At 57.9% G+C, this 24,254-nt stretch carries 19 protein-coding genes; 13 read left to right on the top strand and 6 right to left on the bottom strand.

Translation table 11 applies throughout. The features are described 5' to 3' along the window. Positions 1-112: 112 nt before the first annotated feature. The 3 genes from A3OW_RS0118325 to A3OW_RS0118335 form a co-directional block, all read right to left on the bottom strand. Positions 113-901: a hydroxypyruvate isomerase family protein gene (locus A3OW_RS0118325; protein WP_020564914.1), complete on the bottom strand. Its 789-nt coding sequence runs from the start codon at positions 899-901 to the stop codon at positions 113-115. Further along, positions 877-1,779 (bottom strand): NAD(P)-dependent oxidoreductase, encoded by a 903-nt coding sequence (locus A3OW_RS0118330; RefSeq protein ID WP_020564915.1) that lies wholly within the window; start codon positions 1,777-1,779, stop codon positions 877-879. The genes A3OW_RS0118325 and A3OW_RS0118330 overlap by 25 nt, the downstream gene beginning before the upstream one ends. A gap of 85 nt (positions 1,780-1,864) precedes the next feature. Continuing rightward, entirely contained in the window at positions 1,865-2,248 is a 384-nt protein-coding gene (locus tag A3OW_RS0118335) for an Hpt domain-containing protein (protein WP_020564916.1), read from the bottom strand. A gap of 141 nt (positions 2,249-2,389) precedes the next feature. On the opposite strand from A3OW_RS0118335, the gene A3OW_RS0118340 reads away from it, so the two are divergent. From A3OW_RS0118340 to ftsH, 7 genes are all read left to right on the top strand, one after another. After that, positions 2,390-2,677, top strand: a complete 288-nt coding sequence (locus tag A3OW_RS0118340) for a hypothetical protein (RefSeq protein ID WP_020564917.1) — start codon at positions 2,390-2,392, stop codon at positions 2,675-2,677. A gap of 94 nt (positions 2,678-2,771) precedes the next feature. Next, positions 2,772-3,785: an isocitrate/isopropylmalate dehydrogenase family protein gene (locus tag A3OW_RS0118345; RefSeq protein ID WP_020564918.1), complete on the top strand. Its 1,014-nt coding sequence runs from the start codon at positions 2,772-2,774 to the stop codon at positions 3,783-3,785. A 164-nt stretch (positions 3,786-3,949) separates the two neighbouring features. Then, a complete protein-coding gene (gene acnB, locus A3OW_RS0118350) occupies positions 3,950-6,520 on the top strand; it encodes a bifunctional aconitate hydratase 2/2-methylisocitrate dehydratase (RefSeq protein ID WP_020564919.1) in 2,571 nt (856 codons plus the stop codon). 83 nt (positions 6,521-6,603) lie between these two features. Next, a complete protein-coding gene (gene zapE, locus A3OW_RS0118355; protein WP_020564920.1) occupies positions 6,604-7,779 on the top strand; it encodes a cell division protein ZapE in 1,176 nt (391 codons plus the stop codon). Between the two features lie 335 nt (positions 7,780-8,114). Then, positions 8,115-9,929 carry a glycoside hydrolase family 15 protein gene (locus A3OW_RS0118360; protein WP_020564921.1) on the top strand — a complete coding sequence of 605 codons (1,815 nt, stop codon included), beginning with the start codon at positions 8,115-8,117 and terminating at the stop codon, positions 9,927-9,929. 253 nt (positions 9,930-10,182) lie between these two features. Next, on the top strand, positions 10,183-10,494 hold the full coding sequence (locus tag A3OW_RS0118365) for a hypothetical protein (protein WP_020564922.1): 312 nt from the start codon (positions 10,183-10,185) through the stop codon (positions 10,492-10,494). Positions 10,495-10,744: 250 nt separating this feature from the next. Continuing rightward, positions 10,745-12,676, top strand: coding sequence for an ATP-dependent zinc metalloprotease FtsH (gene ftsH, locus A3OW_RS0118370; protein ID WP_020564923.1), 1,932 nt, complete (start codon positions 10,745-10,747; stop codon positions 12,674-12,676). 1 nt (position 12,677) lies between these two features. Here the strand turns inward: ftsH and A3OW_RS0118375 are convergent, their stop codons facing one another. Next, complete coding sequence (locus A3OW_RS0118375; protein ID WP_020564924.1) at positions 12,678-12,932, bottom strand: DUF504 domain-containing protein; 255 nt, start codon at positions 12,930-12,932, stop codon at positions 12,678-12,680. 288 nt (positions 12,933-13,220) lie between these two features. Between A3OW_RS0118375 and A3OW_RS0118380 the strand changes: the two genes are divergently transcribed. The 6 genes from A3OW_RS0118380 (at position 13,221) to A3OW_RS0118405 (ending at position 20,780) form a co-directional block, all read left to right on the top strand. After that, entirely contained in the window at positions 13,221-14,228 is a 1,008-nt protein-coding gene (locus A3OW_RS0118380; RefSeq protein WP_020564925.1) for a GlxA family transcriptional regulator, read from the top strand. Between the two features lie 66 nt (positions 14,229-14,294). After that, positions 14,295-16,088, top strand: a complete 1,794-nt coding sequence (locus A3OW_RS0118385; RefSeq protein WP_020564926.1) for a hydrogenase maturation protein — start codon at positions 14,295-14,297, stop codon at positions 16,086-16,088. A 10-nt stretch (positions 16,089-16,098) separates the two neighbouring features. Next, entirely contained in the window at positions 16,099-16,947 is an 849-nt protein-coding gene (locus tag A3OW_RS0118390) for a response regulator (RefSeq protein WP_020564927.1), read from the top strand. Positions 16,948-16,973: 26 nt separating this feature from the next. Continuing rightward, positions 16,974-18,911, top strand: coding sequence for a sensor histidine kinase (locus A3OW_RS0118395; protein WP_020564928.1), 1,938 nt, complete (start codon positions 16,974-16,976; stop codon positions 18,909-18,911). 7 nt (positions 18,912-18,918) lie between these two features. Beyond that, positions 18,919-19,296, top strand: coding sequence for a response regulator (locus A3OW_RS0118400; RefSeq protein WP_020564929.1), 378 nt, complete (start codon positions 18,919-18,921; stop codon positions 19,294-19,296). Continuing rightward, positions 19,293-20,780 carry a response regulator gene (locus A3OW_RS0118405; RefSeq protein ID WP_020564930.1) on the top strand — a complete coding sequence of 496 codons (1,488 nt, stop codon included), beginning with the start codon at positions 19,293-19,295 and terminating at the stop codon, positions 20,778-20,780. The genes A3OW_RS0118400 and A3OW_RS0118405 overlap by 4 nt, the downstream gene beginning before the upstream one ends. Before the next feature lie 84 nt (positions 20,781-20,864). On the opposite strand, the gene A3OW_RS0118410 is transcribed toward A3OW_RS0118405, so the two are convergent. Together A3OW_RS0118410 and A3OW_RS0118415 are read right to left on the bottom strand one after the other, a co-directional pair. Then, the gene (locus tag A3OW_RS0118410) at positions 20,865-22,493 is read right to left on the bottom strand and encodes a copper resistance D family protein (protein WP_020564931.1); all 1,629 of its coding nucleotides are present in this window, start codon (positions 22,491-22,493) and stop codon (positions 20,865-20,867) included. Positions 22,494-22,972: 479 nt separating this feature from the next. Next, the gene (locus A3OW_RS0118415; RefSeq protein WP_020564932.1) at positions 22,973-24,034 is read right to left on the bottom strand and encodes a radical SAM/SPASM domain-containing protein; all 1,062 of its coding nucleotides are present in this window, start codon (positions 24,032-24,034) and stop codon (positions 22,973-22,975) included. Positions 24,035-24,254: the final 220 nt, after the last annotated feature.

Consider the following 24,254-nt stretch of genomic DNA (forward strand, 5'->3'; position numbering starts at 1 on the left):
GACTCCAGTCACGCCGAACCTATCCCGCAAAAGGCGATTAAAAGTCTGCGGCTTGTCTTGTACCGGAGCGTTTCCGGCAGAAATCACGGTACCCAGAGTGAAGAGCCGCCGGTCAGGCGGCGCTGGAGGAAGAATGACCGAACCAGTCCAGACTGTCTTCGGTAGCGCCCACGGGGCGGTATTCCGCGCCGACCCATCCGGAATAAGCCGAGTTCTCGATTGCGGCAAATACTCCGCCGAAATCGATCCGGCCGGTTCCGGGCTGGCCCCGGCCGGGGCAGTCGGCAAACTGGACATGGCCGATCAGACCGGCATGACGGCCGATGAATTCGATGTAATTTTCCGCCATTCTTTCCATATGGTAGATGTCGTATTGCAGAAAAATGCCGGGATGGTCGAGTTCACGCCGGATTGCCAGCATTTGTTCGCCGTTGTGAATGATGAAACCGGGCATGTCGTGCGTATTGATCGCTTCGAATACGGTTTTTATGCCCAAAGGGAAAAAGGTTGCCGCCGCATACAGCAGATTCTGCTTGAAGGTGTCCAGATAAGCCGGCTCCCGCCGCCGGTCGAAACAACGTCCGGGCAGTACGTTGATCGCGGCCGGCTGTAGCCTTTCGGCGTAACGGAGTGCCTCCTTAACCGCCTGCCTGAAACGGGACTGTTTTTCCGGAACGCAGGCGAGGCCTTCTCCACCCTGCATTAAATCGTCCGCGGCAATGTTGAGCAGGACCAGTTTCTGCTTGTGCTCGGATAATTGTTCTTCGATTGCCGCCGGTTCCAGGCTGTAGGGGAACTGAATCTCCACGGCATCAAAGCCGTGGGTCTTCGCCAGACCGAAACGCCGGGGCAGTTCCGCTTCGGTAAAGAGCAGGCTCAGATTGGCGCTGAAGCGCAGCATTCATCGTCTCCGAATAATTTGATCAAGGTCGAGGGATCGTCTTCGAGATAACCGTGGCTGCCGTGCAACTGCATCAATTGCGCGGCCAGCCCCGACATCGGCACGGCATTGCCCAGTTGGCCGGACAAATCCACCGCCATGCTCAGATCCTTCAACAGCGTTTTGACCCGCCATTTGACCGGCTCGAAGGTCCCGGACGCCATTTCCGGGCCGACAATCTGCAAGGGGCGGGAATCGGCGAAACCGCCGGCCAGAGCTTCCGGAATTTTTTCGGCAGCGACTCCGGCCCGTTTCGCCAGCGCCATCATTTCGGCGATGACCAGCACATTGCAGCCGACGATCATCTGATTGCAGATTTTGGTGACCTGGCCGCTGCCGACCTCGCCCATGTGGGTCAACTGCCGGTACAGCGGCGCCAGAACCTCGCGTGCAACGGCAATGTCGGCGGCGCTGCCTCCGGCCATGATCGCCAGGCTGCCTTGTTCGGCGCCGCCGACGCCGCCGGAAACGGGCGCATCGACCCAGCCCATGCCGCACCGGGCGTGCAGCGCGGCCGCCAGTTGCCGCGTCGTTTCGGGATGAATGCTGGATAAATCGATCAGCAGCTTGTCCTGGGCGCCGTTCGGGAGAATGGCCTCGTTGACCACGATTTCGACCGCTTTCGTATCGGCCAGGCACAGCAGCACGACGTCGGAGTCTCTGACCAGATCGGCCATCGAGGCGTAAGCACGGGCGCCCGCCTCGACGACGGCGGCGAGCTTTTCGGGACTGCGATTCCACACGTTGACCGGAAAACCGGCTTCAAGCAAACGCAGGGTCATCGGCTTTCCCATCAGTCCGATGCCGATAAACCCCAGAATTCTATTTTTCGCTGACATAGTCACGGATGAGAGAGTGGATAAAGCGGTGCCGGTTTTGCATCGGAACCGCCGATGCCGGCCAATCGCCGATTTGGAAACGTTGTCAAATTCCCTGATCCAGTTCGGCCAGGATGAATTCCCGATGCCGGACAAACAAAAGCACTCTTTCCTGCAGCAGCCGGAAATCATGAATCAGCGCCGGATAATTGTTGTCGAGCACGTATTGCTCCAGTTTGCCGGCGGGCTCCTCAATCCCCGTCAGACCGCAAAAGCAGGCCGAACCGTGCATTTTATGGACGATGTCCTTGGCCGTTTCATAATGGCCTGCCGACAGGGCCGATTCGATGCAGACGATCTGCTCGGGCAGTTCTTCAAACAATTTTTTGAAGACCGTGAACGCCAGTTTCCGGTTGTTTTTGGTTTTTTCCAGAACGATCCCGATATAATCCGAAGCCGTCAAGGCTTCCGGTTGCTTGAAGTTTTGCATGTGCTTGCCCGATGGCTTGGAATAATGTCTTTTATTTTAATACAATCACCCAAAGAGAGTTGTTCTTGTCCGGAAATTTTATCCGGCTGTTCATATTCGCATTCAACCCTATCGATCCTGATCCGTTCTTGAGGAGTCTTAATGAAAAAATGTCCGTCGTGCGGTCATGAAAGCGATCGCTCGGGAATGAAATGTCCTGTTTGCGGCGCTTATTATTCGAAAATCATCCAGTTGATCGACGAAGAGGAGGAAAAAGAGGAAAGAAGTTCCTTTCGGGGGCGCTGCCGGCGCATCCTGAAATCCGGCAACGTCCGGCAGGAACTGGCCGGCGAGCTGAAATCGGCGTATGCCGATCTGCCTCCCAGGGCCAAGTTCAGTCTTTTCGTGATTTTTATGTTTGTATTCGCGTTGATCGTTTCGGTCCTGTAAGAGAAAAACGACCGTCCGCCGCCGGATTCCGGGGCTCGGATATAAATTCTTGAAAAATCCGTGTATTATTCTCTTTTTATCTATGGAGATTTGAATGCATTACGTGACCTTGATCAAAGGCGATGGTATCGGCCCTTCCATCATGGACGAGGCCGTTAAAGTAATTGACGCCGCAGGCGCAAAGATTCAATGGGAAGAAGCGCACGCCGGCCTTGGCGCCTACGAAAAATTCGGCACGCCGCTGCCGGATGAAACGATGGCTTCTTTCGATAAAACCCGGGTTGCATTCAAGGGACCGTTGACCACGATCGTCGGCGGCAGCGGCTTCCGCAGCATCAACGTGGCGTTGCGCCAGAAATACGAACTCTACGCCAACGTGCGGCCGGCCAAGAGCTGGGCGGGCGTGAAAACCCGTTACGACGACGTCGACATCGTCATCGTCCGGGAAAACACCGAAGGCCTGTACGCCGGGCTCGAACACTTTCTCACTCCGAAAAAGGACATCGCCGAAAGTCTGGCCGTGGTGACCCGCACCGGCTCGGAGCGGATCATCGACTACGCGTTCAAATACGCGCGCGAAAACAACCGTAAAAAAGTCACTGTTTGCCACAAGGCCAACATTCTGAAATACACTCAAGGCCTGTTCCTCGACGTCGCCAGGGAAATCGCGGCGCGTTATCCCGACATCCAGTTCGACGAGAAAATCATCGATGCGGCGTGCATGCATATGGTAATGAACCCGAAGCAGTTCGACGTGGTCGTATGCACGAACATGTTCGGCGACATTCTTTCCGATCTGACCGCAGGGCTCGTGGGCGGCCTGGGCCTGATACCCGGCGCCAACATCGGCAGCGATGCGGCCTTGTTCGAAGCGGTGCACGGCAGCGCGCCCGATATCGCGGGCAAGAATCTGGCCAATCCGACCGCGGTCATCATGGCCGGAGCGATGATGCTGAACCACTTCGGCGAAACCGAGGCGGCGCAAAGAGTCGTCAGAGCCGTTGAAAAAGTCGTCAACGACGGGACGCACGTGACTCCCGACCTGAATTCGAATTCCGGCGCCGGCACGAAAGAAATGGGCGATGCCATTGTCTCGGCATTGGAATGAGTCTTGCTTGAAATTGTCTAATGGTAAAAAGCGGAGGCAGGATCGGCTTGTCAATAAGCCTGAACCGGAAGACGCTTAACTTTTTGCATCCATCTGGGTCGGAAACGATCCATCGTGGGGCAGTCGTGCCCCGCATCCGGTATGAGAGGAATTGAAGATACTTTATGCTAGAAAATTATCGTAAACATGTCGAAGAACGCGCCGCCGAAGGCATCGTGCCGAAGCCGCTCGACGCGCAGCAAACTGCCGCACTGGTCGAACTGATCAAGCATCCTCCGGCCGGGGAAGAGCCATTTTTGCTGGATCTTCTGGCCCATCGGGTTCCGGCGGGCGTCGATGAAGCCGCCTATGTCAAGGCCGGGTTTCTGGCCGCGATCGCCAAGGGAGAAGCCGTCTCTCCGATTTTATCGCCTGCCGAAGCCACCCGTTTATTGGGCACGATGCTGGGCGGCTATAACATCCAGCCTCTGATCGATCTTCTCGATCAGGCCGAGCTGGCGCCGGTGGCGGCGAAGGCGCTGGCGCATACTCTGCTGATCTTCGATGCCTTCCATGACGTCCAGGAAAAAGCCGATGCCGGCAATGCCCATGCGCAGCAGGTGATCCGGTCCTGGGCCGAGGCCGAATGGTTCACCGCCCGGCCAGAAGTTCCCGAAAAACTGACCGTGACCGTTTTCAAAGTGACCGGCGAAACCAATACCGACGACTTGTCGCCGGCGCCCGACGCCTGGTCGCGTCCCGACATTCCGCTGCACGCGAAAGCGATGCTGAAAATGCCGCGCGAAGGCATCACCAATGCGCCGGAGCAGATCGCCGAACTGAAAAAGAAAGGCTTTCCGGTCGCCTATGTCGGCGACGTGGTCGGCACCGGCTCGTCCAGAAAATCGGCGACCAACTCGGTGCTCTGGTACATGGGAAGCGACATCCCGTACATTCCGAACAAGCGCGAAGGCGGCGTCTGCATCGGCGGCAAGATCGCGCCGATCTTCTTCAACACGATGGAAGACTCCGGAGCCTTGCCGTTCGAGTGCGACGTCACCTCGATGGCGATGGGCGACGTCATCGACATTTATCCTTACGAGGGCATGGTCAGGCGTCATGAAAGCAGCGAAGTCGTCTGCCGGTTCCAGTTAAAAACCGACGTGCTGCTCGACGAAGTCCGCGCCGGCGGCCGGATTCCCTTGATCATCGGACGCGGCCTGACCGACCGGGCAAGAAAATCCCTGGGGTTGCCGCCTTCGACCGTATTCCGCCGTCCGGACGCCGTTCAGGACAGTGGACGCGGCTTCACCCTGGCGCAGAAAATGGTCGGCAGAGCCTGCGGCGTTGCCGGCGTCCGTCCGCATACCTACTGCGAACCGCACATGACCACGGTCGGTTCGCAGGATACGACGGGACCTATGACCCGCGACGAATTGAAAGACCTCGCCTGCCTGGGCTTTTCGGCCGACCTGGTGATGCAGTCGTTCTGTCATACCGCCGCCTATCCGAAGCCGGTCGACGTCGAGATGCAGCACACGCTGCCCGACTTCATCATGAACCGCGGCGGCGTCTCCTTGCGTCCCGGCGACGGCATCATCCATTCCTGGCTGAACCGGATGCTCCTGCCCGACACCGTCGGCACCGGCGGCGATTCGCACACCCGCTTTCCGATCGGCATTTCGTTCCCGGCCGGTTCCGGCCTCGTCGCGTTCGCGGCTGCGACCGGGGTGATGCCGCTGGACATGCCCGAATCGGTGCTGGTGCGCTTCAAGGGCACGATGCAGCCCGGCATCACGCTGCGCGACATGGTCAATGCGATTCCTTATGCCGCATTGCAAAAAGGGCTTCTGACCGTCGAGAAAAAAGGCAAGAAGAACGTCTTTTCCGGCCGCATTCTCGAAATCGAAGGACTTCCGGATCTGAAAGTCGAACAGGCCTTCGAATTGTCCGACGCTTCGGCCGAACGCTCGGCCGGCGGCTGCACGATCCGCTTGAACGAAGCGCCGATCCGCGAATACCTGACCTCGAACGTGACCTTGCTGAAATGGATGATTGCCCAGGGTTACGGCGATCGGCGCACGCTCGAGCGCCGAATCAGGGCGATGGAAGACTGGCTCGCGAATCCGGTGCTGCTGGAACCCGATCCGGACGCCGAATACGCCGAGATCATCGAGATCGACATGGACGAGATCAAGGAACCTTTGCTGGCCTGCCCCAACGATCCGGACGACATCAAGCCGCTGTCGGAAGTTGCCGGCACGAAGATCGACGAAGTCTTTCTCGGCTCCTGCATGACCAACATCGGTCATTTCCGTGCCGCCGGCAAACTGCTGGAGCAGCAGAAAGGCGAACTGCCGACCCGTCTGTGGGTGGCGCCGCCGACCAGAATGGATCAGAACCAGTTGACCGAGGAAGGCTATTACGGCACTTTCGGCAAAGTCGGAGCCCGCACCGAAATGCCCGGCTGCTCGCTGTGCATGGGCAATCAGGCGCGGGTTAGGGACAATGCGACCGTGGTCTCGACTTCGACCCGCAATTTCCCGAACCGGCTCGGCAACGGCGCGAACGTGTATCTGGCGTCGGCCGAACTGGCCGCCGTCTGTTCCTTGCTCGGCAGGATTCCGACCGTCGAGGAATACCGGCAGTATGCGGAACGGATCGGTGCGACCGCGGACGATACCTACCGTTATCTGAATTTCGACCGGATGGACGGCTATCGGAAACAAGCGGATAAAGTGGCCCTGGACGTTTAAGAGCCCGGCAGCGTTCCGGTCCTCCTTTTCGTTGCGGAGGGTCGGAGCCTTTCCGGCGGAGATGCAGCCGCATTATCGGCCTCATGCTGAAAAAAATTGCTCAGAAGATTACCTCGTCTTCCTCGTCCGAATTGTTGCCCGATCTGGCCGGAATGCTGGAACAGCGCTACCGGGATCAGGTGGCGCAGCGGCATATTCAGTGCGATCCGGCTCAAATCGAGGCCTTGCGCCGGTTGCAGGCGCTTTTGGACAGCCTGCTGGCGAATCTGAGCTATCGGAGCCTGCCGGCGGCGCGAAGGTTGCTCGTCAAGCGTCCTCCCGAATGCAAAAGCCTCTACATATACGGCGACGTCGGTCGGGGCAAATCGATGTTGATGGACTGGTTTTACGAAGCCTGTCCTTTCAGTCGGAAGCGGCGAGTTCATTTCAACACCTTCATGCTGGAAGTTCATGCGTTCATCCATCAATGCCGGCAACGGAACAAGACGGGCGCGATCGAGGCACTGGCGGATCATATCAGGGAATCGGCGCTGCTGCTGTGCTTCGATGAATTCCATGTGACCGACATTGCCGATGCGATGATTCTGGGGCGACTGTTCGGCCAGTTGTTCGAACGCGGCATCGTGACCGTGATGACCTCCAACCGTCCCCCGAGCGAATTGTATCAGGGCGGCCTGCAACGAGAGCAGTTCCTTTTTTTCATCAAAGTGCTGGAAAGCCGGGCCGACATTGTCGAACTGGCGGCGAAGGAAGATTTCCGGCTGGGCCATTTGCGGTCTTTGAAAAAGACCTATTATTTCCCGATCGATCGGCAGGCCGACCTCTTCATCAAACACTGCTTCGAGGAATTGACCGATCATTCCGCGATAGAGCCGCGCATCTTGCCGTTGCTGGGCCGGACGGTGCAATTGTCCGCCGCTCACGGAGACGTCGCGCTCAGTTCGTTTGAAGAGCTTTGCGTGCAGCCGCTCGGCGCCGCCGACTATCTGCTGATTGCCGGAGAATTCAGCACGCTGATCGTGTCGGACATCCCGAAACTGACCACGGCCAACCGCAACGAAGCGAAACGCTTCGTCACGCTGATCGATGCGCTCTACGAGCATAAGGTCAAACTGATCTGCACGGCCGAAGTGGATGTTCCCGAGCTCTACACCGAAGGCGACGGGGCTTTCGAATTCAAGCGCACGGTCTCGAGGTTGATGGAAATGCAATCGGACCATTACCTCAAGGCCGAGCACATCAGCGCGTTGAAGAAATAGAGGCTGCGTTTTCACTGCCGATCCACCGAGGTGCTTGGGCCTGGGCGCCCGGCTTTATCCCGATCAGGCTCTGGTTTAGCGGGGCGCCGACGTTCGAACTTTGTTTCTTCTTCCGGGTCTTAAATGCTGTATTCGGCCAAATCCGGAACTGTTCCGGCATAAAACCGGCGGGACGAAAGGTCTGGTTTCAGGTGCCATGACAGACGTGCCGAAGCCGTACGGTTCTCCGGCGCCCTCAAACTGAAAAAGAGGCGGTTTGCAATGAACGGAATGCCCACAGGGACTCTGTCCCGCTCTTATCCAAAGCCCAAAAATCCGAACGCAGGAAAACGGTCATGCCGTTGCCTATAGCCGATTATGCACTCATCGGCAATACGCGGACGGCTGCTCTGGTGGGGCGCGACGGTTCGATCGACTGGTTGTGTTTGCCCCGTTTCGATTCGGCGGCCTGCTTCGCATCGCTGCTGGGCACTCCGGAGCACGGGCGCTGGCTCGTCGCTCCTGCCGGCGAAATCAAGGAAATCAAGCGCCGTTACCGTCCGGGCACGTTGATTCTGGAAACCGATTTTACCACCGTCGAAGGACAGGTGCGCCTGATCGATTGCATGCCGCTCTGGCCGGGCCGATCGGATGTCGTCCGGTTGGTGCAGGGCATCAAGGGCTGCGTCCCGATGCGCATGGACCTCAGGATCCGTTTCGACTACGGTTCCATCGTGCCGTGGGTTCATTCCCTGGAAGGCGGGCTGGCGGCGATGGCCGGACCGGATGCCTTGGAGCTTCGGACCATCGTCAATCTGCACGGTGAAGATTTCAAGACGATCGCCGACTTTTCGGTTATCGAAGGCCAGTTGATTCCGTTCGTGCTGTCCTACTTCGCCTCGCACGAGCCGCCTCCGCTGCCGATCGATCCTTTTGCTTCGGTCAATGCCGCGACGGTCTGGTGGGAGTCCTGGTCGAAACACTGCACTTATCACGGACCCTGGCTCGATAAGGTGCAGCGTTCGGTGATTACTCTGAAAGCGCTCACTTTTGCGCCCACCGGCGGCATCGTGGCCGCTCCAACGACTTCCCTGCCCGAACAGCCGAAAGGAATACGCAACTGGGATTATCGTTTTTGCTGGCTGCGCGACGCCACTTTTACCCTTTATGCGCTGCTGAGCTCCGGTTTCCGGCAGGAAGCGGCGGCCTGGCGGGAATGGCTGATCCGGGTGGCCGCCGGCCGCCCCCAGGATCTTCAGATCCTTTACGGCCTCGCCGGAGAACGCCGTCTCCATGAGACCTCCCTTGGCTGGCTGCCCGGCTATCAGGGAGCCGCACCGGTGCGCATAGGAAATGCCGCCAGCGAGCAATTCCAGCTTGACGTTTACGGAGAAGTCATGGATGCACTTCACCTGACCCGCATTGCCGGGCTGGATCCCGAGGCGCATGCCTGGGAAATCCAGAAGGTGCTGATGGATTTTCTGGAATCCTCCTGGCAGCGTCCGGACAACGGCATTTGGGAAGTGCGGGGCGGTCCCCGGCACTTCACCCATTCCAAAATGATGGCCTGGGTCGGGGTGGATCGGGCCGTGAAAGCCGTCGAACGTTTCGGTCTGGACGGGCCGGTGGAACGCTGGCGGGAATTGCGCGGGCGCATCCACGCCGAGGTGTGCGAGCGGGGCTTCAATCCGGAGCTGGGCAGTTTCGTGCAGTCCTACGATTCGACGCGATTGGACGCCAGTCTGTTGATGATGCCTCTGGTCGGTTTTCTACCGCCGAAAGACGAGCGGGTGCGGGGGACGGTCGAGGCGATCGAGAGAGAGTTGCTTCAGGATGGATTGGTGCTGCGCTACGTCACCTCGGGCGAGGTGGACGGGCTGCCGCCGGGGGAAGGTTTTTTTCTGCCTTGCTCATTCTGGCTGGTCGACAATCTGGCCATGCTGGGCCGTCATGACGAAGCGTACCGGTTGTTCGAGCGGCTTCTGTTGTTCGGCAACGACGTCGGCCTGTTTTCGGAGGAATACGACCCTCGCGCCCGCTGCCTTCTGGGTAATTTTCCCCAGGCGATGACCCACGTGGCGCTGGTGAACAGCGCCGGCCATTTGTCTTCCGGGACCGATCCGAGCCGTCATCGAAGAATGGGTAGTGAAAATGGCTATGCCTTTCCTTGAACCTCCGGAGCCGGCAAGGGAGCTGAAGCCGTAAATTGAACTAGTCAAAAAATGGAGCAGTCTCAAAAATTATGCGGAAAACAGCTTTGTTGGTCATCCGGAAATTTACCAAAGCTGAAAAATTCGAATCGATATCCACGTAATAAAGCAGGGGTAATCACTATTCTGTCCGGGCGAATAAGTGCCCATTAGAGCTTTTCCTCTATAACCGGCGGAAGATGCTTTTATCCAATGTTTATTAAGGAGGTATCCCATGTTAACAACAAAACCGTTCCCGGCAATTCTTTTCTTTACGGCTTTCGTTTTTTTTGCTTCCCCTCTTCTAGCCCAAACCGAGGAAGAACAGCAGGAAGAATCTTTTAGCCAACCTGTTGAAAATTTAACCGGTCATGTGGGCGATGTGCCGGTTTATTCCCATATTTACGGCGCGGATTTCATGAACGAGCAAGAGCGGTGCAATTATTTACTGACTCTGGACGGGATGAAGACAAAAAAAGAACGGGATGAATTCCGGGCCAGACACCGCGACAAAATCGACAGGCTGCGTAAAGAACGCGGCGGTTGACGTAGGCCATTCTTGCCCGGCCGGAGAAAAAAGTACGGCCGGTCCAATGGATTGCCTCTGCATGTTCCGTTAGCCGGTTTGGAACGGGAAAGCGGGAGAAGGGACATTGACGCGGCGGTACGGGAATGCCGGTTTTCCCGCTGTGTAAAGAGCAGAAGCCGGCGAGATCGTCCGGATACGGCAAAAGACAAAAAGCCGTAGCCCGGCGTATTTGCTTTTTTCATTTTCAAACCCAGGATAAAGCCGCAACATGATCGACAAGAATCCGGGAGTCCGGAATTCAGAATCCTCCGAAAGGCCGGAGCGACGCTCTTCCCGACCCCGTTATTTGGTGTGGTTTTTATTGATATTGCTGTTCTCCTGGTACTGGTACGGCATTGAGCAAACCCGGCCGCCGCTGAACCTTTCGTATACCGAATTCAAGGCCAGGGTGCGGGCCGATCAAGTGGCTGAAGCGACTTTGCGGGGCGACCAGGTCTCCGGCGTTTTGCGGGAAGATTCTTCGAAGAAACATACCGCCGCCGAAGAACGACAGCCCCCGCCTCGTTTTATCACCACACTGCCTCCGATCGACGATCCCGAGCTGATTCCCTTGCTGGAAAAACACGGAGTGAACGTCAGCGCCGAGTCGGAACAGGCCCGATGGTGGCAGCAGGCCTTGATCGGTCTGATTCCCTGGTTGTTCATTCTCGCTTTTTTATGGTATTCCCCCCGCCGGATGCAGGAGAACATGACCGGCGGCGAAGGCCCGGGCGGACTCTTCGGCTTCGGTAAATCCAGGGCCAAACGTTTTCGCAGCGGAGAGTCCCGGATTACCTTCGACGACGCGGCCGGGCTGGAAAATGCCAAGCGCGACATGCGCGAGATCACCGGCTATCTGAAAGATCCCGCCCGCTACCGGAAATTGGGTGCGTACATCCCGAAGGGCATTCTGTTGATGGGGCCGCCGGGCACCGGCAAGACCCTGATGGCCAAAGCGATGGCCGGTGAAGCCGGAGTGCCGTTCTTCAGCATCAGCGGCTCCGAATTCATTGAAATGTTCGTCGGGGTGGGCGCCTCGAGGGTGCGGGACCTGTTCGAAAGCGCAAAAAAAGAGGCGCCGGCCGTTATTTTCATCGATGAAATCGACTCGGTAGGCAGAGCGCGCGGTGCCGGCCTGGGCGGCGGCCATGACGAGCGGGAGCAGACCCTGAACCAGATACTGGGCGAAATGGACGGCTTCGATCCGCATGAAGCCGTGGTCGTTCTGGCCGCCACCAACCGTCCCGACGTGCTCGATGCCGCCCTGCTTCGGCCGGGACGCTTCGACCGCAAGATCACGCTGGATTTGCCCGATAAAAAAGCGCGCCTGCAGATTCTGAAAATTCACAGCAAAGCGGTGCCGTTGACGAGCGACGTCGACATGGAACGCTTGGCGGCGCTGACCGCGGGATTCGCCGGAGCGGATCTGGAGAACCTGGTGAACGAAGCGGCGCTGATGGCCGGCCGCGAGTATAAGGAACAGGTCGATATGGCGTTGCTGTTGAACGCACGCGACAAGGTCGTGCTCGGAGGCAAACGCGAACTGGCCATCGGCGACCGGGAAAAAAGACTGATCGCCTATCACGAGGCGGGGCATGCCGTTGCCGCGAGCCTGCTGCCTCACGCCGATCCGCTGGACAAAGTTACCGTCATTCCCCGCGGCCGGGCCCTGGGTGCGACCGAACAGGTTCCGGAAGAGGAGCGGCATAATCTGAGTGAAAGTTATTTGCGCGATCGCATCGGCGTGATGCTGGGCGGCCGCGTATCCGAAAAATTGATTTTTGGAGAATTCAGCTCCGGCGCCGAGAACGATCTCAAGGAAGCGACCCGCCTGGCCCGTCAAATGGTGAGCCATTGGGGCATGAGCGACAAGCTCGGCCCTCTCGCCTTCCATCGCGGCGAAGAACACGTTTTTCTGGGCCGCGAAATAGCCCAGCCCCGGGATTTCAGCGAATACACCGCGCGAATCATCGACGGCGAGATCGGCGCTTTGCTGCGCGGCATTGAAAAGGAAATCGCCGACCTGCTCAGGGACTACCGTCCGCAACTGGACGCTCTCGCCGAGGCGTTGCTGGAAAACGAAACGCTGGAGGCTGCGGAGATTCGGGCCATCATCGAGTCGAAACCCGCCGTCGCGTACAGGAAGGCGGTGCAGGGCTGACTCAGCGTTCCCGGTGCCAGATCAGCCGGCCGTTCCGGTAAACGGCTTTGACCCGGTGGTAAGGCACGGCATGGAGCCGCCCTTCTTCATCGATCAGTTCAAACGAAAAATGATCGTTCTTCGGAAAGATCAGCTCCTTGAAAGCGACCATCAGGACCTGTTGTTCGATCCGGTCGTAATAGCCGATCCTGAAATCGTCCTTCGCCCAATCCGCATCCCAACGAATGCGGCTCAATAACGCTTGTATCGGCTGCATCGGCTTCGGTCAATAAATTGCAGAAAAAATGTCAGGCACGATACACAGCCGGCCTGGCGCCGGAAAACCAATTCCAACGTTTTCGACAGTACCGGCGGTGAATCGTTCGCGAATTGCCGAAAAGCTTAAACCCGGACTATTCCTATGGGAATGATCCTGTGATAGATTAATCCTGATTCGATTTGTCGGGCCTGGACGTCCGAAATTGCTGGATTTTTGTCATTTACCCGGCAAAAAAAAAGATGCACTGTATCGTAATTCAAAAATATACCAGCAAGGAGTTCGGTCATGACCTACGCCAGAACAACGCCTTTAATGCAACATCGCCGCATTGCGATGGTGGTCTATCCCGACTGCGAAATCATGGACGTGACCGGGCCGATGGATGTGTTTTGCTTCGCGAATTACGCCTTGCGCCTGTCAGGGCGGATTGCCGAAACGGAGTCGGTCTATTCGCTGTCGCTGATCGCCGAACAGTCCGGACCGATCAGGACCGCTTCAGGAATGCGGCTCTGCGCCGATCTGGCGTATGAAGACATTCCCGAAGACACCGACACGTTGATGGTGACCGGCGCGCCCTTTACCGTGGACTCCTGGCGCGACGAGAAACTCAAACGGTGGCTGCCGGGCATGGCGCTCAAGGTCAGGCGCGTGGTGTCGATCTGCACCGGTGCGTTCGTATTGGCCGAATGCGGTTTGTTGAACCACCGCAAGGCCACTACCCACTGGCTTTTTTGCGAGCAAATAGCCAGCCAGTATCGGGACGTTCAGATTCTGCCCGACAAAATCTTCGTGCGCGACGGCAATGTCTATACCTCCGGCGGCGTCACCGCCGGCATCGATCTGGCGCTGAGCCTGGTCGAAGAGGACTGGGGCTGGGAAGTGGCGGCCAGCGTGGCCAGGGGCATGCTGATCTTCATGCGCCGTCCGGGCGGGCAGTCCCAATTCAGCAGCTACATCTTCAATGAAGCCAAAACCCGCAAGGATTTCCGCGAATTGCAGGCGTGGATCGTCAGCCATCCGGAAGAGGATCTCAGCGTGGAAAGTCTGGCCGGGCGCATGGCCATGAGCCCCAGGAACTTTTCCCGCGTTTTCTGCCAGGAAATCGGCCTGACGCCGGCCAAGTTCGTCGAACGCGTGCGCCTGGAAGCGGCGCGCAACCTGATGCTGCGCTCCGACCATCCGATGGAAAGCATTGCCAGCCAGTGCGGATTCAACAACTCGGAGCAAATGCGCCGTTCGTTTCAACGGTTTTTAAATGTAACGCCTCAGGAGTATCGATCGAATTTCAAATAGCCGCTTCGGGCCGGGAGCCGGCAACCGTATATAAAAATCATAATAATAAAAAGGGGGGTACACTGCATGCGAATTTTATTGATTTCATCCTCGTACAACGGCTTGTGCCAAAGGGCGCACGTCGAGCTGGAAGCCTTGGGACACGATATTTCGATTACGCTGGCGCTGAGCCCAGACGATATCCGAAAAGGCGTCACCTTCTTTCAGCCCGACCTGATCATCTGTCCGTTCCTGAAGGAAAAAATACCCGAAGACGTCTGGAGCAAGCACCTGTGCCTGATCATCCATCCGGGCATCAAGGGCGACCGGGGGCCTTCGTCGCTGGACTGGGCGATCCTGCACGGCGAGCAGGAATGGGGCGTGACCGTCCTGCAGGCGGTCGAAGAGATGGACGCCGGCGATATCTGGGCCGCCGAAACGTTCAAGATGCGCCCCGCCAGCAAGGCCGGCATTTACCGGCGCGAATTGACGCAGGCCGCGATCAAGGCGATGCTGCTGGCGGTCAAGCGCGTCGAATCCGGCAGCTACCGGCCCGAACCGCTCGATTATTCGAAACCGGACGTACGCGGCGAGCTCCGGCCGCTGATGAAGCAGCAGGAACGGAAGATCGACTGGGAACACGACCACGTCGCGACCATCCTGAAAAAAATCAATGCCGCCGACAGCGCGCCCGGCGTGCTCGACGTGATCGACGGCCAGGAATATTATCTTTACGGAGCGCACGAAGAAAGCCTGCTGCAGGGCTGGCAGCCGGGCGCGATCATTGCCCATCGCCACGGCGCGATTTGCCGCGCGGCGATCGACGGCGCGGTCTGGATTTCGCACCTGAAACGTAAAAACATCGTCAAGATCCCTTTTTACAAACGTTTTCTGTCGCACGACAGGCATTTCGATTTCAAGCTGCCCGCCGCGAAGGTGCTGGGCAGCGTGCTGAAGGATACCCCCGAATCGCCGATCGATCCTTTATTCATGGGTGCGGAACCGACCTTCAAGGAAATCTGGTACGAAGAAAAAAACCAGGTCGGTTATCTTCATTTCAATTTTCACAACGGCGCGATGTCAACTTCCCAATGCCGGCGGCTGACCGAAGCCTATCGTCTGGCGCTGGCGAAGCCGACCAAAGTCCTCGTGCTGATGGGCGGCAGCGATTTCTGGTCGAACGGCATTCATTTGAACGCGATCGAGGCGGCCGAAAATCCGGCCAATGAGTCCTGGCGGAACATCAACGCGATCGACGATTTCGTGCTCGAAGTTCTGAATACCGAGGAAAAACTGACCGTTTCCGCGGTCTGGGGCGGCTGCGGCGCCGGCGGCGCGATGGCGATTCTGGCCGCCGACAAGGTTTGGGCGCGCGAAGGGGTGATCTTTAATCCGCATTATAAAACGATGGGATTGTACGGTTCCGAATACTGGACCTATTCGCTGCCGAAGCGAGTGGGGCCGGTCAAAGCGCTGGAACTGACCGAAACGCCGTTGCCGATCGGCACGAAAAAAGCCAAGGCGATCGGCTTTATCGATGACGTTTTGTCCGACCACTACGATGACTATCTGCGGCAGATTCGGCAAAAAGCCGAAGCGTTGGCGTCCGATCCCCATTATGACCGCCTGCTCGAAGAAAAGCGCCTGCTTCGGCAGAAAGACGAGCGGGTGAAGCCTTTGTCCGCCTACCGCGCCGCCGAACTGCAGAAGATGAAGATCAATTTTTCGGGCAAGTTTTACGGCGGCGAAGTCAATTATCACGAAGCGCGCTACAACTTCGTGCACAAGGTCCGCCCGAAGGAAACGGCCGCCTATCTGGCCAAGCACATGCGGCTGGACGCGGCGAAACTCAGCGAACTTCGACAACCGCTGGCTTATTGAGGAGGCCGTCATGTTCTTCAAACACTGGCCGGTGCTGTTGGTCGACGACGAGCCCGACGTGCTGGCGATTTCGCGTCTGGCGATGAAAAATTTCGAAGTCTACGGCCTGCCCCTGAAAATTTATTCCGCGGGCAGCAAGGAAGAAGCGATCCGATTGATCAAGGACGACGTCGAGGTCGGCTGCTCGCTGGCGGTCGCCATGCTCGACGTCGTGATGGAAACCGAGCGCGCCGGGCTCGAACTGTGCGACTACATCCGCAACCACCTCGGCAACAAACTGACCCAGATCTTTATCCGCACCGGCCAGCCGGGGATTGCGCCGGAGCGGGAAGTGATCGACCGTTACGACATCAACGGTTATTTCACTAAAGTCGAGGCGACCGAAGACAAGCTGTATTCGCTGATCAAAAGCAGCATTCGCCAATACCTTTCCTACGGCATGGCGCTGGCGACCGTCGAGCTGTCGAATAACCTGATCGAAGCGGCCGGGTCGCGCAGAAAGTTGCTCTATGCGCTGTCTCCGATCGGCGGCCTCAGTCCGGAACAAGCCGAAACGCCGCGCTGGCTGATCGTCGACGGCGAGGTGCTGTTTGCCGATGAAATCGACGCGGACCGCGGCCTGCAATTGATGGAACGCCTCCGTAACAGCGAAGGCAGGCCGATGAATCCTTCCGGAGACCGTTACGTGCTGGACGAACAGGGTTATCGTCTGATCGAAGTGGCGGGCGGGCCTGCCCGCGCGCACGTGGCGTTTTTATTCAAAAGCCGCTTCACTCCCCCCGAATTGATCGTGACCCTGATGCACGGTTTCGTCGGACAACTCGCGGTGATCTGGCGGCAGAGCCGGATGGACTGCTAGTTTTTTCCAGACAACGATCAGCCGCGATGAATCATTATTTCTACGACGGCAGGAATCCCGGCGACGCCCTGGAAACCCGCTACGACGCGGGACTGGTGGTGTTGTCGATTGCGATCGTGATCCTGGCGTCCTATGCGGCGCTCAGCGTCGCCGGGCGCATTCGCGCCGCCGATTCCGGCACCAAACGCCGCAGTTGGCTGCTGGCCGGATCCCTGACGATGGGCGGCGGCGTCTGGGCGATGCATTTCATCGCGATGCTGGCGTTGAAGCTGCCGATGGCCGTCAGTTACGACGTCTCGATCACGATTTTGTCGACGGTTCCCGTCGTATTCTCCAGCTACGTGATGCTGGAAGTCATCAGCCGGCCCAAAATCAGCCAGTTGATCCTGCTGGCCAGCGGTTTGATGGGACTCGGCATCGGCGCGATGCACTACATCGGCATGGCCGCGATGCAGGGTCTCTCCCGCCGCCTGATCATGATGTTCGATCCCGGGCTGGTGGCGCTCTCGGTGCTGACCGCGGTGGTGCTCTCCAGTGTCGCCCTGTCCATCGACTTTATCGTGGAGCGCAACAAAAAGGCGCGCAGTATGCTGTGGTCGAAGATCGGCGCGGCCTTCGTGATGGGTTTTGCCGTGTCGGGGATGCACTATTCGGGCATGGCGGCGACCTATTTTTTTGCCGGCGACGCCTCGCCGGCCGTGACCCACAGTGTTTTAAACACGTCCGCGCTGGTGTTCTGGGTATCGTTCACCTCCGTGTTGATCGCCTCGCTGGCAATCTTCATCACCATCGTCGACAGCCGGATTCAGCAGGCCACGCTCGAGGAAGCGGTCAGCCGCTTTCGCATGCGCGAAGCGATCGAAAGCATACCGGACGGTTTCTGTCTGTTCGACATGGAGGACCGCCTGGTCGAGTGCAATCAGCGCTACCGCGAGATCATGAACGTCGGCGTGCCGATCGTGCCCGGCATGACCTTCGAGTCGATCATGCGCTGCGCCGCCCGGGCCGGCTTGATCCTCGACGCCGAGGACTGTGAAGAAGAATGGCTGGCCGAAAGACTGACCCGGCACCGCACGCCGCGCGAAAATTTCGTCGAGCATTTCAAGGGCGACCGCTGGATGCGGGTCAGTGAAAGACGGGTCTGGAATACCGGCACGGTGGCGATCAGAACCGACATCACCGAGCTGAAACAGACCGAAATCGAATTGTCCAAGGCGATTGCGGAGGCGCAAAAGGCGCGCGCGGTGGCCGAAGAAGCAAACAGCGCCAAGAGCGCTTTTCTGGCGAACATGTCGCACGAACTGCGCACGCCGATGAATGCGATCATCGGCTACAGCGAAATGATGCTTGAGGAAGCCAGAGAATCGGGGCAGGAGCAGGCGGCCGGCGATCTGCTGAAAATCCATTCCTCGGCGGTGCATCTGCTCGCCATCATCAACGAAATCCTCGATCTGTCCAAAATCGAAGCCGGCAAAATGGAATTGTGTTTGGAAGAGATCCATTTGCCTTCGGTGATCGACGAGGTCGCCAATACGGTGAAGCCGATCATTGTCAAAAACGCCAACACGTTGTTCATCGACTGCCCCGACGGGATTCCGGCCGTCAAGACCGATTCCATCAAGCTGCGGCAGATATTGTTGAATCTGCTCAGCAATGCCGGCAAGTTCACCCATGCCGGGGAAATCAATTTCAGCGTCACCCTGGACGACGCGCCCGAACACGGCTGGATCGTTTTCGCGGTGCAGGATACCGGCATCGGCATGAGCCGGGATCAGGTCGACAAGGTGTTCGCCGCCTTCACCCAGGCCGACAACTCGACGACCCGCAAATACGGCGGGACGGGTCTTGGCCTCACCATCACCAGGAAGTTTTGCGAAATGATGGGCGGCACGATCGCGATCGACAGCGAGCCCGGCCAAGGCTCGTTGTTTGTCGTGCGGCTTCCGTTGACTTTAAGCTGTTGAGGTTTCCATGCCCAAAATCCTGCTGGTCGAAGACAACGAACTGAACCGCGACATGCTGTCGCGGCGGCTGGTCAAATACGGCTACGAGATCGCGATTGCGGTCAACGGCGAGGAAAGCGTGCGGCTAGCCCAGGAACTTCGGCCCGATTTGATCCTGATGGACATGAGCCTGCCGGTGATGGACGGCTGGCAGGCGGCTTCGCAGATCAAATCCGATCCGGACGTCCGGCACATTCCGATCATTGCGCTGACCGCCCACGCCATGGGCGAAGACCGGCAAAAAGCGCTGAACGCCGGCTGCGACGAGTACGATACCAAGCCGATCGACCTGACCCGGCTGCTCGATAAAATTCGACTGTTCGTTAATAATGGAGAGGCCTTATGATCGATGCCCAAATCCGGCATGAACTGCTCAACGCCTTGAATCAGATCACCGGCTATGCCGAGATGCTGGCCGAAGACGCCGGCAGTGCAGGGCGGCAACAGCAGTGCGACGATCTGGGCGTCATACGGTGCGCGGCGCATGGCCTGGCGCAGCGCCTGGAGGACATTTTTTCCGCACCGGCCGTTGCTGAGCCGGCCTGTCGCGAGTGTCGACCGCCGCTGCCGGCCGCCGAGAGCTCCGTTGTTTTCGAAACTTCCGGCGGAAACGCTCTCGCCGGCGCACGCATTCTGGTGGTGGACGACGATCCTGCCAATCGGGCGCTGCTGTCCCGACTCCTGCAATGCCAGGGCTGCCGGATGGAAACCGCGAATAACGGCGTCGAGGCGCTGGCGCGTCTGGCCGAGGAGCCGTTCGATCTGATCCTACTTGACGTCCTGATGCCTGAAATGGACGGACTCACGGTCCTGGCGAAGCTCAAGCAGGACAAAACGCTCGGCAAAATTCCGGTGATTCTGGTTTCGGCCTGCACCGGAATGGGCCAGGTCGTCAAAGGCATCGAACTGGGCGCGGAAGATTATCTGCCCAAGCCGTTCAATTCGACTTTATTGAGAGCCCGCATCGGCGCCAGCCTGGAAAAAAAACGGCTGCGCGACCAGGAGATGGCCCTGATCGGCCAGACGGTGCAGGCGGAAGCGGCGCTGGAGCGCCATCGGACCCTGACCCAGGCGGTGGCCGGGGTCGCCCATGAAATCAATACGCCCCTGGGGATCGTGCGCACCGCGCTGAGCGTGGTCCAGAATCGCCTGGCGAAGCCGGAAATTCAAGCATTGTTTGGCGAGCACGAGGAATTGCTCGAAGACGTTCTCGAATCCTCCGATTTGATGGTCAAGCACGTCAATGCGGCGTATCGGTTGATCGAAAACTTTAAAAAAATCGCCGTCGATCAACTGGCCGAACAGCAGCAGATCGTCGATCTGCCCGAATTGGTCAAGGACTCGATCGATCTGTTCAAACTGAGCGCCCGCCAGGCCCACCTGGAAGTTGCGCTCGATATGTCCGCCCTTCGAAACGGCCGGGAATGGCAGGGAAATCCCGGACACGTCAGTCAGATCCTGCTGAATTTTTTACAAAACATCGAGCGTTACGCCTATCCGGACGGACAAGGCGGCAAGGTTGACGTTGCGCTGGCCGACCGGCCGGCCTCGGCGCAGGTTCCGGAACAATTCGTGCTGACGGTACGCGACTACGGCGCCGGCATCGCCGAAGAGCACGCGGCCCGCATCTTCGAACCTTTTTTTACCACAGGGCGAGGCCGCGGCGGCACCGGTCTGGGGCTTGCCGTCGTAAACAATCTGGTGACTTTGGCGATGCGCGGCCAGATCTCGGTGGCTTCGGAGCCCGGAGCGGGAACCTGCTTTACGGTGATTTTTCCCAAAACCGCCCAAGGCACCGAGATCAAGACTCACGTTCAATCCGGTATATAGAAACCGCCACCGGTCCGTTCTTTCGGCAAATCGAAAAAGATGTCCGTGCTTTAAAATCTTGAGGAAGCCTTATACCGTTTCGGGTCAGTACATAGGTTCCCGGTAAAACAGCAGAATCATGCCCACTCCCAGCATGGCAAGGCAACCGGCCAGGCCGGCCCTACGGCTTTCCGTGATCTGACCGGCTTGCCTCAGGCGAAGCTCCAGCCAGCGTCCGCATGCCATGATAACCGCCAGAAACCCGACCGAGTTGTGCGTGGCCCGGATCAGATATTCGCTTTTCGGCTCGAATCCGGCATGGCCATGCAGGAACAGGATAATGGCGCCGAAGGCCATCAAAGCAGGAAACACGTAGGACAGATTGACGCTGCCTTTGCCGCTTCGGGACCGAATTTCTACTGCCGCCATTGCAAATGTGGCGAGGGTGGCTATGCGGTGCTGCATGATTTCCCCGTCGCCGAACGTACTTTCCCAGAAACCCAACGGCCCCAACGGCCAGGCCTGCGGATCGTTGCGGAAGAAAAGGAAAAGGCCGAGACCGGCGAAGCCCAATGGCCAGTAGCGAGCCCAAGGGAATCGAGGGTGATAAGACAGTAGTGCGATAAAGGCCATCGCCGTCAGCAACAAACCGCAGACATTGTGGTTGTAGTCGGACCATGCGGCCGATGCCCAGGACGGAACATAATCCACCACGGCGAGACGGCCGGCTTCACCTGCCAGAAACTCCGCATGGCTGGGAGAGACCAGACGGGGGAGACCCGGAGCGAACATGCCGGCAACTTCGGAAAGACTTGCCGTGAGTTCCGGAATATCGGCGGCAGGCGGCTGCGACGACAGGCTGGAAGCGATGAACAGCACCGCCGCCAGCAACAGGAATTCGGTCTCGAGGTAACACGGTACTTTGTGCTCGATCTCGGATCGGAGAGATCGCCTTGCGGCCCGATGGTTCAGTAAGGCGAACCCCAGCGCGCCTCCCAGTAAGGCTGTCTTGACTGCAATCAAACTGCCGTAGGCGGTTCCGACCAGCCCGCCCCAACTGCCTACATAGCTGGAGGCGAGCAGCATTCCGGTCGTAATCAGTACCAGGACGGCCGGAATGCCCATCCGGGCGAACCGGCTTAAAGCCGTCGGCCAAAAGGCGCGGGCTGCGGCGTCTCGGCGGCCGAGACTGCGCAGCAAGAGAAGCTGAAAGAGACCACCGGCCCAAACTCCGGCAGAGCATTGATGGATAACTGTGACCGTCATCAACCAGCCCCGGTTTTCGAAACGGCCGACGGCGTGCACCAGCCAGGCACCGCAGATAATCAACGGGAGCGCCAGAAGGATTGCGACTATCCAGGCAAACTGCCGATGGGGAATCCGAAGCAGGCGGCGAGCACCAACGGCGAGCGCCGACGCCAGCAGAAAGCGCAGCATGCCGGCTTTGAATTGTACGGTTCCGGAATAGGCCGAAAGCGGAAACTCTCCCAGTGCGGACGCTACGAGCCATCCTTGAACGATCAGCCCCAATAAAGTGGCTGCCGCCAACACGACCGCTCCGATCAAAACGCCCCAGGCGTTTCGGTGAAGAATTAAAGAGAGGTGCGCGTTTCCGGATTCCGGACCCAGTACGACCGCGCGCCACAGAAGGCCACCCACGATAAAGCTGAAGCCGAGCAGCGCCACGCCACCGAGTGTGTCGTCGAGAAAATTCGCTAAACCCTGTAAGTACATGAGGATTCAAGAGTAAGCGGCGAGCTGAATGCCGATGCCGGTTGTGCCGATCCGGCGGGCCGGTTTAGCCCCGGGTGGGATTCGTACCGACAGACTGTCGTAAGTAAATTTATTATTCATTGGAAAATTAGAAGAAGGAATTAGAGCTTAAGTTCATTATTCGCAGCGTCGGCAGTCCTAAAAAATCCGCCGGACCGATAGAGTACAGAATGAAGAGAGCATGAATAAAAAGAGGAACCGTATTCTGTACGAAAAACCGCATTTCGAGTAATGCAGGAGGCAGACTGACGTAAATCCATAATGGCGGGCAGTCTGACGGATGCCTGTGATTCGCAGTAATTCGCCTATTTTTTGATGGACAGATAGCCACGAGACCGTTTTCCTGCGGACGATCAAGCGAGAGATTGGCGGTCTTCCGGTACCCTATGTGCGGCAACGGCCATGCGAGAGACGGAGCCGACGATGGTATTGTCTTCGAATCAGTTCTTCTCCATTTTCTTCTTGCCTTTATTGTTGTAGTAATCCTGTATGCCGGGAAAAGACCGGCAGTTGCGGCACGACGGAATCTCACTCTTATCGGTCAGCATCCGGGTTCGAAAGCTTTGGAATCTTTCTCCGGCCCAGACGCTGGCAACTCCCCCATCGCGAAAGACGTTGCCTTGATCGGGCGGATTCAGGTTGAGAAAGCAGCACGGTTTGACGTCCCCGTCGTGCTGAATCATCGGCAATGACCACAGCCAGTAACAGTGATTCGAAGCGGGCGGACTTTCTTCGGTTTTCGTTGCCGGCAGGGCGGCGCTTTTGGCCGTTTGGTATTCTTCCGAGGTTCCGGCCTTGCGGATATTCAAATATTCGATTTTTAACTCGCGGGCCAGCCGCTTGACCTCGTCCAGTTCCGACCGGTTGTAGTCGAAGACCAGATATCTCAGAATAATCACCGGCGTGCGGCTTTTCAGCTTGTCTTTCGTGTTCGTTATGTTCCGCAGGCTGGCAAGCACGCGCTCGGCCTTGCCGTTCTTGTGGTACTGAGCGTAAATCTCCTGGGAGACTCCTGAGATCGAGACGGTCATGACGTCCAGCCCGCTTCGAACCAGCTTTTCCGCGTGATCTTCGCTGTGAAAAAAATGGCCGTTGGTGCTGGTGACGACCGCCATGCCGTTCGTGGTAGCATAGGCGATCATCTTATAAGCGTCCTTGTGCATGAAAGGTTCGCCGGAATTGTATAAAACGATCAAAAAGACGTGGGCCTTGACCTCGTCGACGATTCGACAGAAGTCGTCATAACTCATTTCGCCGTTCGCCTTGACATGTTCGCCCAATCCCGTAGGGCAGGCAGGGCATTGCAGATTGCAGACGTTATTGACGTCGATCTGAAGGATCGAAGGCAGCCGGGTGACCGCCGGCCGCCTCAATACGGCATAGCCGAAATTGACGGCAAGATTGAACAGCTTGCCCGCGGTGATCTGACGCTTGAGCACGCTCCTTACGGCAATCTGAAACAATAAGCTCAGGTAAGCTTTACGATGGTCGAGTATATCCATGATAAAAGCCCTCTCTGCAGTGCGTAGTGAATCAAGAACGACATGCAGGCCGCTCAAGACGTGAATTAAGGTGCAATAGAAATGAAACGTCCTGGCATCCCGTGCCGGTTCATCGTTCCGATCCCAGCCTCTTATGTTGCAAGAGGTAAGGCGGGGCATGGCTTGCTCCGGGCACGCGGAGGCCCTATCCGCCTAAAGGTATTACCGAGTGTTTTAGTAT

The organism is Methylosarcina fibrata AML-C10 (assembly GCF_000372865.1).
Taxonomy (GTDB): Bacteria; Pseudomonadota; Gammaproteobacteria; order Methylococcales; family Methylomonadaceae; genus Methylosarcina; species Methylosarcina fibrata.